Raw genomic sequence first — 12,595 nt, forward strand, 5'->3', positions numbered from 1 at the left:
ACGTCCACACAGTCCGCAAAACCGACACCGCCACGTCCCGGAACAAGAAGTCGACGACCCCACGGCCTCGCCGCACAGGTTAAAGATCAAGCTAGGGCCTGTCTGACAATTCCCGTCGGGTCCGGCCCGCCCGGCACGCACGCTCGCCGCACGGCCGAAACACCCAAGTAGCTCCGCTACGAGGGTGTCCCGGCCGCACGCCGATCGCACGCACCGGACGACCCGGCCTGATCCGACGCGAATTGTCAGACAGGCCCTAGGGCCGCGCCGGGCGTCAGGCGCGGCCGATGGGGGCCACGACGGCCGAGGTGAGCGCCGCCAGGTCCGCGGGGGAGAGCTCCACCTCCAGGCCCCGGCGGCCCGCCGAGACGCACACGGTCGCGTGGTCCGAGGCCGAGGAGTCGAGCACGGTACGCAGCCGCTTGCGCTGGCCCAGCGGAGAGATGCCGCCCCGGACGTACCCCGTGGTGCGCTCCGCCGCCGCCGGGTCGGCCATCGCGGCCCGCTTCCCGCCGACCGCCGAGGCCAGCGCCTTCAGGTCCAGCTGGCCCGCCACCGGGACCACCGCGACCGTCAGCTCCCCGTCGACGTCCGCGACCAGCGTCTTGAAGACCCGGTCGGGGGAGACGCCGAGCGCCTCCGCCGCCTCCTCGCCGTACGAGGGGGAGGCCGGGTCGTGCTCGTACGCGTGCACCGTGAACGGCGTGCCGGCCGCCGTCAGGGCCACCGTCGCCGGGGTGCCGCCGCTGTTCTTCTTCTGCTTCTTCGCCACGCGAGCTCTCCTGGGCCGGGCCCGGTCGGATCAGTTCGGGTACGTCGGGGTCTGCGTCAGGTCCACCACCGGCAGCGACGGCAGATGCCGCAGCACCGCGGTCTCCGCGCGCAGCAGCGTCAGCTCCTCGCGCAGCCGGGTCGCCGTGTCCGGCGCCTGGAGCAGCCGCTGCTTCGACGGGGTGTCGAGGACCGCGGCCGCCGCGACCAGGTACGACACGACGGAGGGCTCGTCCGGCAGCTCGCTGGTCGTCAGCGAACGCTCCCGGGCCCCCGCGAGGCGCTTCTGGTAGCTGCGGAAGGCCCGCAGCACGCCCTCGGCGAGCGTGCCCGCCTCCTCGCCCTGCTCCTCGGGGATCTCCTCGACCTCGGCCGTCAGGAACGGACCGGACGCGTCGACGGACAGCAGCTTCACCCGGGTCGTACCGGTGGCCATCACCTCGAAGCTGCCGTCGGCGCGCTCCCGGATCGACGCCGCGTCGGCGATGCAGCCGACGCGGTGGAAGGACTGGATGGGATCGGGGCCGAAGCCCGCTGCCGGGCCCTTCTCCGGCAGCGCCGTCTGGTCCGGCATGCCGGGAGCCGTCGGCGCGACCTCGCGGCCGTCGCGGATGGCGACGACGGCGAAGCGCCGCGGCTCCGCGTCGTCGAGGGTGAGCAGCTCGCGCATCATGGCGCGATAACGCTCCTCGAAGACGTTCAGCGGCAGCACGAGGCCGGGGAACAGCACCGCGTTGAGCGGGAAGAGAGGCAGGCGAGCGGTGGTCACAGCCGCTTAGCCTAACGGCCGCCGGGCCCGCCCCGTCCGGCCCGTCCACGACCGGTGCCCCGCAGCGGCGTCCGGCGGGCCAGTTCGCCCCTCACCCGGTCCCGCGCGGCCAGGAACCGGAGGAGGGGGTCCCCCCTGTTCGAGCGAAGCCGAGAGCCCGGGGGAGGGTCACCCGGGGCGCCGCCCCGCGCGGCACCCCAGGGGACCGAGGTCGCGAACGGGCCGATCCGCCCGAACTCCTCCCACGCCTCCTCCCAGCGCCCCCGCTCGACCAGCACGTACGCGAGCAGATTCCGGACCTCGGCCGGCCACGGGTCGCCCGCGGGGAAGGCCGCCGACAGGGCCAGGGCGCCGGCCACCGCCCGGTCGACCCGGTCGGCGGGCACGGACCCGTCGGGACCCGGCGGCACCCGGAGCCCGTCATAGGCCGCGCGGACCGGCAGCGCCCTGACGAGCGAGTCCGGCGCCGAGTCGTCGGCGGCCTGCTCGGCGAAGTCGAAGGCGGCGCGGTGCGAGCCGTACCACTGGGCGGACAGGTACTTCAGCGCGGCGACATGGCAGCCGTAGTGGTGCGGGGAGCGGCGCACGGCCTGCTCCCACAGCGACTCGAAGACCGCGTGCCCGGCGTGCGCCCCGCGCGCGTGATCCAGGGCCAGCCGCCACGGCACCGGGTCGTGCGGGGCCTCCCCGGCGACCTCCCGCACCAGCGGGGCGAGCTCGCGCAGCCGCTCGGCCCGCGCCGGCGACTCCCAGGCCCGGCGGACGGCGAGCTGCGCCATGACGAGGAGGGCGTCGGGATCGCCGGGCGCCGCGGCGAGCCACCCGGTGAGCCAGTCGCCCCTGCCGTACGCGAAGGTGGCGAGCCGGGTGACGTACCGGTCGCGGTCCTCCCACTCGCCGGCGTCCCGGGTGGTGGCGAGCAGCTTCGCCGCGGGCTCCGGGTCGCCGAGCGCGGCGGCGACCATGGCGGGGGCGAGCCGCTCGTCCGGGGCGTCGAGCAGCACGTCGTCGTCCGGCACGAGCGCCGCGGCGAGCCGTGGTGCGTGCCGGACCGAGCGGACGGTGCCGAGCAGGGCGCGGAGCAAGGACATGGTGCTGTGTATTGTCCCCCGCCGCCGCCCTCCCCGGCAGCCGCGTCACGAGGCCACGACAGCACCCTCACCTCTCGGTGACACCGCTTTCACTCCTCCGAGCCCGAACCGCCGCCCTCACCCCCTCCGCACAAGCCGGTCACCCCCTCCGCAGCAGCCGGGTCGCCCCCGCCGCCACCGTCGTCGCCAGGATCCAGCCGAGGAGGATCAGCACCGCCGCCACCCACTGCCAGATGCCCTCAAGACGCCAGTAGCCGTCCTGGCCCAGGGTGATCACGGGCAGCAGCAGGTCGAGCGCGTACAGCGTGCCGTTCCACTCGGGCCCCTCGCCCACCTTCATCGGTATCGGGCGGTAGTGGGAGAACACCACCGTGCCCGCCCCCCACAGCACGGCCATCCACAGTGCGGCCCGGCCCGGCCGGTAGCCGTACGCCACGGTCCAGTCCTGGACGTAGCCCCACAGCTTCCCCGCGATCGGCAGGGTCTCCCGTCTGCGCCGCTGCTTGGCGAGCAGCACCTCGCGGGCGTCCGCGTCCTCGCCGCTGTTCCGCAGGACCGTCGCAAGCCGCTCGTACGGCTCGGGGGCGTACTCCGGGGTCGCCGCCGCCACCCACTCCAGGCGCCGGGCCAGCGGGAAGTGCCCGTACGGCACGAGGTTCTCGTAGGCGAAGCCGCCCATCGCGAGCCCGCCGGGCCCCGGCCAGCTGGTCGACAGGTCGATCAGGGTGACGACCTTCGCGCCGTTCAGCACGACGCGCCCCTCCTCCGGGCGCTCGCCGTTGAACCGGAGTTCCGGGGTCACGATCCGGCGCAGCGACAGCTCGTCCCGCCGGGCGCCGTTCAGCAGGAAACGGGCGCTGTGCAGGTCCACGGCGTCCCCGAACCGGCCGTCGTCGAGCCGCACCCCGCCGTGGCACTCCACGGGCTTGCGCCGGGTGCCCTGGGCAGGCGTCACCCCGTACGGCGGAGTGGCCGTCGAACCGCCCCGGTTCTCCCGGTCCTCGTAGACCCAGGCCGCGTTCAGATAGAGCGAGCGCTCCACCGTCAGCTGCGGCGCGTTCAGCGCGCGGCGGCCCTGTGCCCCGCGCAGCACGCTGCCCCGCAGGCTGAGCGAGACCCCGACCTTCGCCCCGCGCAGGCTCAGCTCCCCGTGCGTCTCGATCAGCTCGGCCTGGAGGTCCTGGGCGACCACCATCCCGTCGGCCGTGATCGCCCGCCCCCGCCGGTCCGGCCACACCTGGATCTGGTTGATCAGCAGGTCCGTGCCGATCTGGGCGTCCGTCAGCCGGATGCCCCGCCGCACCCGGCAGCGCGGCAGATGCAGGTCCCCCTCCGTGTGCAGCCGGGCCGCCTCCAGGCGCGGCAGCGCGCACTCCACCATCCGCAGGGTGCCGAACCGGGCCTCGGGCAGCACCACCTCGCCGTCGAACCGGCAGCCGTGCAGCTCCACGTACGGTCCTATCGTCCCGCCCGCCAGGTTCAACACGCCGGTGATCCTGACCCCGCGCAGCTTCAGCGCGGCCACCCGCCCCGACCGGGCCGGCGGCCCGTCGAGCAGCAGCAGCGCCACCACGTCGGCGCGGACGCTCCGCTCCTCCCCCCATTCCCTCGCCCCGAAAGGATCGTCCCGCTCCGCGATCCCCTCCGTCAGATCGCAGGTCCTGCCGATCCGGAACGCCCGCCACACGGCCCGCTCAGGGCCCGTGAGACCGTCCGGCATCCCGTCCTCGTGCGGCTCGGTCACTGCCGCCCCCTCGCTTTCCACGTCCGCTCCCACGATTCCGCTTCCCCGGGATTCGTGGATTCGTACAGTCGTTCTTCCCGCGCTGTGACGGGCTGAACGCTAACGGTCAGGAGTGGCGAGGAGACGCCACCGAGGCATGTATCAGCCAGTGATACGGACGACCGGCGCTGTGGGCCGTCTGCGAGAATTGACCCGTGATCTCTCGAATCGATCTGCGCGGTGAGACCCTCCCCGAGGGTTCAGCCCTGCGCGACCTGCTGCCCCGTGCCGAGTTCGACGTGGAAGCCGCCCTGGAGAAGGTGCGGCCGATCTGCGAGGACGTCCGGCATCATGGCGCCGCAGCGGTGATCGACTACGGGGAGAAATTCGACGGCGTCCGCGTCCCGGGCCTCCGCGTCCCCGCCGAGGCGATCACCCGCGCCCTCGACGAGCTGGACCCGGCCGTCCGGGCCGCCCTCGAGGAGTCCATCCGGCGCGCCCGGCTCGTCCACCGCGAGCAGCGCCGCACCACCCACACCACCCAGGTCGTCCCCGGCGGCACGGTCACCGAGAAGTGGATCCCGGTCGAGCGCGTCGGTCTGTACGTGCCGGGCGGCCGCTCCGTCTACCCGTCCTCCGTCGTGATGAACGTCGTCCCCGCCCAGGAGGCCGGCGTCGAGGGCGTGGCCATCGCCTCGCCCCCGCAGAAGGCGTTCGGGGGGCTTCCGCACCCGACGATCCTGGCCGCCTGCGCCCTCCTCGGCGTCGACGAGGTCTACGCCGCCGGTGGCGCCCAGGCCATCGCCATGTTCGCGTACGGCACGGAGGACACCGCCGACGAGCCCGGCTGCGCCCCCGTCAACCTGGTCACCGGCCCCGGCAACATCTACGTGGCCGCCGCCAAGCGCCTCCTCAAGGGCCGTATCGGCATCGACGCCGAGGCCGGCCCGACGGAGATCGCGATCCTCGCGGACTCCACCGCCGACCCCGTGCACGTCGCCGCCGACCTCATCAGCCAGGCCGAGCACGACCCGATGGCCGCCTCCGTCCTCGTCACCGACTCGGACGAACTGGCCGCCGCCACCGAGGCCGAGCTGAAGGCCCAGGTCGCCGCCTCCAAGCACGTCGACGACCGGATCGTCCCGGCCCTGGCCGGCCGCCAGTCCGCGATCGTCCTCGTCCGCGACCTCGCCGACGGCCTCAAGGTCGTCGACGCGTACGGCGCGGAGCACCTGGAGATCCAGACCGCCGACGCCGCCGCCGTCGCCGACCGCGTCCGCAACGCCGGCGCGATCTTCGTCGGCCCCTGGGCGCCGGTCTCGCTCGGCGACTACTGCGCCGGCTCCAACCACGTCCTGCCCACCGGCGGCTGCGCCTGCCACTCCTCGGGTCTCTCCGTGCAGTCCTTCCTGCGCGGCGTGCACATCGTGGACTACACGCGCGACGCCCTCGCCGACGTGGCCCACCACGTGGTGACCCTCGCCGAGGCCGAGGACCTCCCGGCCCACGGCGCGGCGATCAAGGCACGGTTCGGATGGAAGGTCCCGTAGAGCACGTGAGCGACATCAAGATCGACGATCTGCCCGTCCGGGACGAGCTGCGCGGCAAGTCCCCCTACGGCGCGCCCCAGCTCGACGTCCCCGTCCAGCTGAACACCAACGAGAACCCCTACCCGCTGCCCGAGCCCCTGGTGGCCCGGATCGCGGAGCGGGTCGCCGAGGCCGCCCGCGGCCTCAACCGCTACCCCGACCGGGACGCGATCGAGCTCCGCACCGAGCTCGCCGCCTACCTCACCCGCACCGGCGGGCACCGCGTCGGCGTGGAGAACGTCTGGGCGGCCAACGGCTCCAACGAGGTGCTCCAGCAGCTGCTGCAGACCTTCGGCGGCCCCGGCCGTACCGCGATCGGCTTCGAGCCCTCGTACTCCATGCACGCGCTGATCGCCCGCGGCACCGGCACCGGCTGGATCTCCGGACCGCGCAACGAGGACTTCTCGATCGACGTCGAGGCGGCCGTCCAGGCCATCGCGGAGAACGCGCCGGACGTCGTCTTCATCACCTCGCCGAACAACCCCACCGGCACCGCGGTCGAGGCGAGCACCGTCCTCGCCCTGTACGAGGCGGCCCAGGCGGCCAAGCCCTCGATGGTGGTCGTGGACGAGGCGTACGTGGAGTTCAGCCACCGCGACTCGCTGCTGCCGCTCCTGGAGGGCCGCCCGCACCTGGTGATCTCCCGGACGATGTCCAAGGCCTTCGGCGCCGCCGGGCTCCGCCTCGGCTACCTCGCCGCCCACCCGGCCGTGGTCGACGCCGTGCAGCTGGTCCGGCTGCCGTACCACCTCTCGGCCGTCACCCAGGCCACCGCCCTCGCCGCCCTGGAGCACACCGACACCCTCCTCGGGTACGTCGAGCAGCTCAAGGCCGAGCGCGACCGGCTCGTCACCGAGCTGCGCGCCCTGGGCTGCGAGGTCACCGAGTCCGACGCCAACTTCGTGCAGTTCGGGAGGTTCCCCGATCCGCACGAGGCCTGGCAGAAGATCCTCGACCGGGGCGTCCTGGTCCGGGACAACGGCGTACCGGGATGGCTGCGGGTCACCGCCGGCACCCCCGAAGAGAACGACGCGTTCCTCGACGCGGTCCGTGAACTGATGAAGGAGCAGGAACGATGAGCCGCGTAGGCCGCGTTGAGCGCACCACCAAGGAAACCTCGGTCGTCGTCGAGATCGACCTCGACGGCACCGGAAAGGTCGACGTGTCGACCGGGGTCGGCTTCTACGACCACATGCTCGACCAGCTCGGCCGGCACGGCCTCTTCGACCTGACCGTCAAGACCGACGGCGACCTGCACATCGACTCGCACCACACCATCGAGGACACCGCCCTCGCCCTCGGCGCCGCCTTCAAGCAGGCCCTCGGCGACAAGGTCGGCATCTACCGCTTCGGCAACTGCACCGTCCCGCTGGACGAGTCGCTCGCCCAGGTCACCGTCGACCTCTCCGGCCGCCCGTACCTCGTGCACACCGAGCCCGAGAACATGGCGCCGATGATCGGCTCGTACGACACGACGATGACGCGGCACATCCTGGAGTCCTTCGTCGCCCAGGCCCAGATCGCGCTGCACGTCCACGTGCCGTACGGCCGCAACGCCCACCACATCGTGGAGTGCCAGTTCAAGGCCCTGGCCCGCGCTCTGCGCTACGCCTCCGAGCGCGACCCGCGCGCCGCCGGAATCCTCCCCTCCACGAAGGGCGCGCTCTAGTCGTGAACGGCCTCTCCACCATCCTCATCCTCGTCGGGCTCTTCCTGCTCGGCGGCATCTACTCCTTCGTCAAGCAGCAGATGCCCAAGAGCCTCATCGTGCTCCTCTCCATCGGCGCCGCGATGTGCCTCTCCGCCGGCGTGCTGCGTCTGGACGTGTGGTCATGAGCGCGAACTCCCCTAAGAAGGTCGTCGTCTTCGACTACGGCTTCGGCAACGTGCGCTCCGCCGAGCGGGCGCTCGCCCGCGTCGGCGCCGACGTCGAGATCACCCGCGACTACGACACGGCCATGAACGCCGACGGGCTCCTCGTCCCCGGCGTCGGCGCCTTCTCCGCCTGCATGAAGGGCCTCAAGGAGGCCCGCGGCGACTGGATCATCGGCCGCCGGCTCTCCGGCGGACGCCCGGTCATGGGCATCTGCGTCGGCATGCAGATCCTCTTCGCCGAGGGCATCGAGCACGGCGTGCAGACCGAGGGCCTCGACGAGTGGCCCGGCAGGGTCGAGCCGCTGAACGCCCCCGTCGTCCCCCACATGGGCTGGAACACGGTCGACGCGCCCGCCGACACCCAGCTCTTCGCGGGGCTCGACGCCGACGCCCGGTACTACTTCGTGCACTCCTACGCGGTGCGCGAGTGGACCCTGGAGGTCGGCAACCCCAACATCCGCGCCCCCAAGGTCACCTGGGCCACCCACGGCGAGCCCTTCGTCGCCGCCGTGGAGAACGGCGCCCTGTGGGCCACCCAGTTCCACCCCGAGAAGTCCGGCGACGCCGGAGCCCAGCTCCTCACCAACTGGATCGGAACCCTGTGAGCACTCTCGAACTCCTCCCCGCCGTCGACGTCCGCGACGGCCAGGCCGTCCGGCTCGTCCACGGCGAGTCCGGCAGCGAGACCTCCTACGGCTCCCCGCTGGAGGCCGCCCTGGCCTGGCAGCGCGCCGGCGCCGAGTGGCTCCACCTGGTCGACCTGGACGCCGCCTTCGGCACCGGCGACAACCGCGCCCTGGTCCGCGAGGTCAGCGAGGCCATGGACATCAAGGTCGAGCTCTCCGGCGGCATCCGCGACGACGCCTCGCTCGCCGCCGCCCTCGCCACCGGCTGCACCCGCGTCAACCTCGGCACCGCCGCCCTGGAGACCCCCGAGTGGGTCGCCAAGGTCATCGCCGAGTTCGGCGACAAGATCGCCGTCGGCCTCGACGTGCGCGGCACGACCCTGCGCGGCCGCGGCTGGACCCGCGACGGCGGCGACCTGTACGAGACGCTGGCCCGCCTCGACTCCGAGGGCTGCTCCCGGTACGTCGTCACCGACATCGCCAAGGACGGCACCCTCCAGGGCCCCAACCTGGAGCTCCTGAAGAACGTCTGCGCGGCCACCGACCGGCCCGTCGTCGCCTCCGGCGGCGTGTCCTCCCTGGACGACCTGCGGGCCCTGTCCGGACTCGTCCCGCTGGGTGTCGAGGGCGCGATCGTCGGCAAGGCGCTGTACGCCAAGGCCTTCACCCTCGAAGAGGCGCTCGCGGCGGTGGCGTCGGCATGAGCGTGCGCAAGGTCGTGACCGGCGCTCCCTGGGAGGAGCAGTTCGGCTACTCCCGCGCGGTCGAGCTGCCCAACGGGACCGTCCTGGTCTCCGGCTGTACGTCCGTGGTGGGCGGCGCGATCGCCGACGGCGGCCCGTACGAGCAGGCCGTCAACTCCTTCAACGTGGCGTTCGACGCCCTGAAGCAGCTGAACCTCGGCCCCGAGGACGTCGTCCGCACCCGCATGTACATCACCCACGCGCGGGACGTGGACGAGGTGGGCCGCGCCCACAAGGAGCTGTTCGACGCGGTCCGCCCGGCCGCCTCGATGATCATCGTCTCGGGCTTCGTCGACCCCCGCCTGGTGGTCGAGGTCGAGGTCGAGGCCTACAGGAGTGATGCGGCATGAGCCTCGCCGTACGCGTGATCCCCTGCCTGGACGTGGACAACGGCCGGGTCGTCAAGGGCGTCAACTTCCAGAACCTGCGCGACGCGGGCGACCCCGTCGAGATGGCCAAGCTGTACGACGCCGAGGGCGCCGACGAGCTGACCTTCCTCGACATCACCGCCTCCTCCGGCAACCGGGAGACCACCTACGACGTGGTGCGCCGCACCGCCGAGCAGGTCTTCATCCCGCTCACGGTCGGCGGCGGCGTCCGCTCGGCCGAGGACGTCGACAAGCTGCTGCGGGCCGGTGCCGACAAGGTCGGCGTCAACACCGCGGCGATCGAGCGCCCCGAGCTGATCCGGGAGATCGCGGAGCGCTTCGGCCGCCAGGTCCTCGTCCTGTCGGTCGACGCCCGGCGTACCGAGTCCGGCTCCTTCGAGGTGACGACGCACGGCGGCCGCAAGGGCACCGGCATCGACGCCGTCGAGTGGGCGCACCGGGCCGCCGAGCTCGGCGCGGGGGAGATCCTGCTCAACTCGATGGACGCCGACGGCACGAAGGACGGCTACGACACCGAGATGATCGCGGCCGTGCGCAAGCACGTGACGGTCCCGGTGATCGCCTCCGGCGGCGCCGGCAAGCTCGCCGACTTCCCGCCGGCCGTGGCGGCGGGCGCGGACGCGGTGCTCGCGGCCTCCGTCTTCCACTTCGGCGATCTGCGGATCTCGCAGGTCAAGGACACGCTGCGGGAAGCCGGTCACCCGGTCCGCTGAGCCGTCGTTCCGCTTGTGGGAAGGGCCCCTTCGGGGGCCCTTCTTCGTGCCCGGATGTGCAGGATCGGTTGCGCAGTTTTTGTTGCGCAAGTTTTCTTTCGTACCTAGGGTCGATGTCATGACCTCGTCGGAGAACCGCCGCATCACCGATCTCGGCACCCTCAAGGCCATCTCGCACCCCCTGCGGATGCGCCTCTACCGCTCCCTCTTCGTGGCCCGCACCGCCACCGCGTCCCAGCTCGCCGAGCAGGTCGACGAGGCCGTCTCCCTCGTCAGCTACCACCTGCGCAAGCTCGCCGAGCACGGCCTCATCGAGGAGGCGGAGACGCAGTCGGCGGACGGGCGCGAGCGCTGGTGGCAGCCGAGCTCGTACGGCGTGAGCATCCGCGACGAGGACGTCCGGGACAGCCCCGAACTCGCCGCCGCGAGCGACGCCGTCGGCCGCACCGTCAACGAGCAGCGCACCGAACTCCACCGCCGCTTCCTCGACGAGCGCCTCACCTGGTCCGACGAGTGGCGCTCCGCCTCCATCAGCTCCGAGTGGCTGCCGCGCCTCACCGCCGCCGAACTCGGCGCCCTCGGCGAGGAACTCGACGCGCTCCTCAAGAAGTACGACCAGCGGGCCCGCGCCGCCGAGGCCGCCGGCGACACCGAGGGCCGCGAGAACGTCGCCGTCCACCTCCACGGCTTCCCCTACCGGGGCGGGCCGCGATGACCACCACCACCGTCACCGCCCCCGCCCGCCCCGCCCACCGCAACCCGCAGGTCCTGCGCTGGCTCGGCGCCTACACCGCCTCCACGCTCGGCGACGGCGTCTACTACATCGCCCTCTCCTGGACCGCCGTCACCAACGGCACCCCCGCCCAGGCCGGGCTCGTCATGACCGTCTCCGCCGTCCCCCGCGCGCTGCTCATGCTCATCGGGGGAGTGGTCGCCGACCGGCTCGGCCCGCGCCGGGTCGTCATCGCCTCCGACGCCGTCCGCTGCCTGTCCGCCCTCGGCCTCGCCGCGATCCTCTTCCTCACCGCCCCCGGCCTGTGGGTGCTCGCCGCGATCGCCCTCGTCTTCGGCACCGTCGACGCCCTCTTCCTGCCCGCCGTGGGCGCCCTGCCACCCCGGATCGCCGACCGCGACCAGCTCGCCCGGGTCCAGGGCATGCGCGGCATCGGCCACCGCGCCGGCGCCGTCCTCGGCGCCCCGCTCGGCGGCCTCGCCGTCGCCCTCGGCGGCTCCGCGACCGCCTTCACCGTCGCCGGCGTCCTCTTCGCGCTCTCCCTGCCCCTGCTCGGCACCCTCACGCTGCGGTCCCTTCCCGAGGAGGACGGCCAGGCCGGCGGCACCGCCCTGCGTGACCTCACCGACGGCCTGCGCTACCTCCGCGGCCACCGCGTCCTCGGCCCGCTGATGATCGTCATCCTCCTCGCCGACCTCGGCTTCGTCGGCCCCCTCAACGTCGGCCTCGCGCTCCTCGCCGAACAGCGCGGCTGGGAGGCCGCCGGCATGGGCTGGGTGCTCTTCGGCTTCGGTACGGGCGCGGGCGCCGCCTCGCTGCTCCTCACCGTGCGCGGGCGCGTCCCCCGGGCCGGCGCCGTCATGGGCTGGAGCATGACCCTCGGCGCCGTGTCGATCGGCGCCCTCGCCTTCGTACCGCAGCTGCCCCTCGCCGTGCTCGTCGCCGGATCCGTCGGCCTGCTCGCCGGACTCAACGGGGTCCTGTGCGGCGCCCTCGTCCAGACCGAGTCCGACCCCGCGTACCTGGGCCGTGTCTCCGCCGTCTCCAGCCTCGCCAGCCTCGGCCTCGCCCCGCTGAGCTTCCCGCTCGCCGGCGCCGCCATCGGCCTGTGGGGCACCGGCCCGGTCTTCGTCGTCAGCGCGGCGGTCTGCGCACTGTCGGGAGTGTTCGCCCTGCTGGTACCCGCCCTGCGCAAGGCCGACCTGCCCTCCTGATAGAGCGAGCCGCATGTCATGCTCCTGCCCTTGGAAGGGGAGGGAAAGACATGGGAACCGTGGATTCGGCGGTGGTCATCGTGGTCGACCTGCTCGTGACCGGGGCGGGAATCCTCGCCGTCGCGAAGGACCGGGCCCCCGGGTGGCTCGGCGGGACGGTGACCCGCCCGCGTCCGTGGGGCGCCGGTATCGCTCTGCTCGGCGTGTTCGCCGCGTCCGTGAGCCGCCCGCTGCTGTCCTGGGGGCCGGCGGACGGGGCCGCCGGCGAGACCGCCAGGATCTGTCTGCTCCTGACCGGCCTCGTACTCCTGTGGCGGGGCCGCAGCTGAGAACGGGCGGCCCCCGCGTTCGCCGGCGTT

Annotated in this window: 15 protein-coding genes; 11 read left to right on the forward strand and 4 right to left on the reverse strand. The window is 73.0% G+C overall.

The window, feature by feature from the left end; translation table 11 throughout:
• Positions 1-274 precede the first annotated feature (274 nt).
• The 4 genes from ybaK to ACZ7HT_RS23055 all read right to left on the reverse strand — a co-directional run bounded on the left by ybaK (position 275) and on the right by ACZ7HT_RS23055 (position 4,375).
• Positions 275-772 carry a Cys-tRNA(Pro) deacylase gene (gene ybaK / locus ACZ7HT_RS23040; RefSeq protein ID WP_471168845.1) on the reverse strand — a complete coding sequence of 166 codons (498 nt, stop codon included), beginning with the start codon at positions 770-772 and terminating at the stop codon, positions 275-277.
• 30 nt (positions 773-802) lie between these two features.
• A complete protein-coding gene (locus ACZ7HT_RS23045; RefSeq protein ID WP_471168848.1) occupies positions 803-1,540 on the reverse strand; it encodes an LON peptidase substrate-binding domain-containing protein in 738 nt (245 codons plus the stop codon).
• A gap of 11 nt (positions 1,541-1,551) precedes the next feature.
• Positions 1,552-2,631 carry a hypothetical protein gene (locus ACZ7HT_RS23050; protein ID WP_471168850.1) on the reverse strand — a complete coding sequence of 360 codons (1,080 nt, stop codon included), beginning with the start codon at positions 2,629-2,631 and terminating at the stop codon, positions 1,552-1,554.
• Positions 2,632-2,770: 139 nt separating this feature from the next.
• Positions 2,771-4,375 carry an oxidoreductase gene (locus tag ACZ7HT_RS23055; RefSeq protein ID WP_471168853.1) on the reverse strand — a complete coding sequence of 535 codons (1,605 nt, stop codon included), beginning with the start codon at positions 4,373-4,375 and terminating at the stop codon, positions 2,771-2,773.
• A 194-nt stretch (positions 4,376-4,569) separates the two neighbouring features.
• Between ACZ7HT_RS23055 and hisD the strand changes: the two genes are divergently transcribed.
• The 11 genes from hisD (at position 4,570) to ACZ7HT_RS23110 (ending at position 12,565) form a co-directional block, all read left to right on the forward strand.
• Positions 4,570-5,904 carry a histidinol dehydrogenase gene (gene hisD, locus ACZ7HT_RS23060; RefSeq protein WP_471168855.1) on the forward strand — a complete coding sequence of 445 codons (1,335 nt, stop codon included), beginning with the start codon at positions 4,570-4,572 and terminating at the stop codon, positions 5,902-5,904.
• Positions 5,889-7,022, forward strand: coding sequence for a histidinol-phosphate transaminase (locus ACZ7HT_RS23065; protein WP_471168858.1), 1,134 nt, complete (start codon positions 5,889-5,891; stop codon positions 7,020-7,022). Before hisD ends, ACZ7HT_RS23065 begins: the two co-directional genes overlap by 16 nt.
• Positions 7,019-7,612, forward strand: a complete 594-nt coding sequence (hisB, locus tag ACZ7HT_RS23070) for an imidazoleglycerol-phosphate dehydratase HisB (RefSeq protein ID WP_030492957.1) — start codon at positions 7,019-7,021, stop codon at positions 7,610-7,612. The genes ACZ7HT_RS23065 and hisB overlap by 4 nt, the downstream gene beginning before the upstream one ends.
• A 2-nt stretch (positions 7,613-7,614) precedes the next feature.
• Positions 7,615-7,779, forward strand: coding sequence for a hypothetical protein (locus tag ACZ7HT_RS23075; protein WP_471168861.1), 165 nt, complete (start codon positions 7,615-7,617; stop codon positions 7,777-7,779).
• Complete coding sequence (gene hisH, locus ACZ7HT_RS23080; protein WP_471168864.1) at positions 7,776-8,423, forward strand: imidazole glycerol phosphate synthase subunit HisH; 648 nt, start codon at positions 7,776-7,778, stop codon at positions 8,421-8,423. Before ACZ7HT_RS23075 ends, hisH begins: the two co-directional genes overlap by 4 nt.
• Complete coding sequence (gene priA / locus ACZ7HT_RS23085; protein ID WP_471168866.1) at positions 8,420-9,148, forward strand: bifunctional 1-(5-phosphoribosyl)-5-((5-phosphoribosylamino)methylideneamino)imidazole-4-carboxamide isomerase/phosphoribosylanthranilate isomerase PriA; 729 nt, start codon at positions 8,420-8,422, stop codon at positions 9,146-9,148. The genes hisH and priA overlap by 4 nt, the downstream gene beginning before the upstream one ends.
• A complete protein-coding gene (locus ACZ7HT_RS23090) occupies positions 9,145-9,537 on the forward strand; it encodes a RidA family protein (protein ID WP_471168868.1) in 393 nt (130 codons plus the stop codon). The genes priA and ACZ7HT_RS23090 overlap by 4 nt, the downstream gene beginning before the upstream one ends.
• The gene (gene hisF / locus ACZ7HT_RS23095; RefSeq protein ID WP_471168871.1) at positions 9,534-10,289 is read left to right on the forward strand and encodes an imidazole glycerol phosphate synthase subunit HisF; all 756 of its coding nucleotides are present in this window, start codon (positions 9,534-9,536) and stop codon (positions 10,287-10,289) included. Before ACZ7HT_RS23090 ends, hisF begins: the two co-directional genes overlap by 4 nt.
• Before the next feature lie 118 nt (positions 10,290-10,407).
• Positions 10,408-11,004 (forward strand): ArsR/SmtB family transcription factor, encoded by a 597-nt coding sequence (locus ACZ7HT_RS23100; protein ID WP_471168873.1) that lies wholly within the window; start codon positions 10,408-10,410, stop codon positions 11,002-11,004.
• Positions 11,001-12,236 carry an MFS transporter gene (locus ACZ7HT_RS23105; protein WP_471168876.1) on the forward strand — a complete coding sequence of 412 codons (1,236 nt, stop codon included), beginning with the start codon at positions 11,001-11,003 and terminating at the stop codon, positions 12,234-12,236. Before ACZ7HT_RS23100 ends, ACZ7HT_RS23105 begins: the two co-directional genes overlap by 4 nt.
• Before the next feature lie 50 nt (positions 12,237-12,286).
• A complete protein-coding gene (locus ACZ7HT_RS23110; RefSeq protein WP_471168879.1) occupies positions 12,287-12,565 on the forward strand; it encodes a hypothetical protein in 279 nt (92 codons plus the stop codon).
• The last annotated feature ends 30 nt before the right edge of the window (positions 12,566-12,595 follow it).

It is taken from the genome of Streptomyces sp. NPDC037410, from assembly GCF_055602235.1.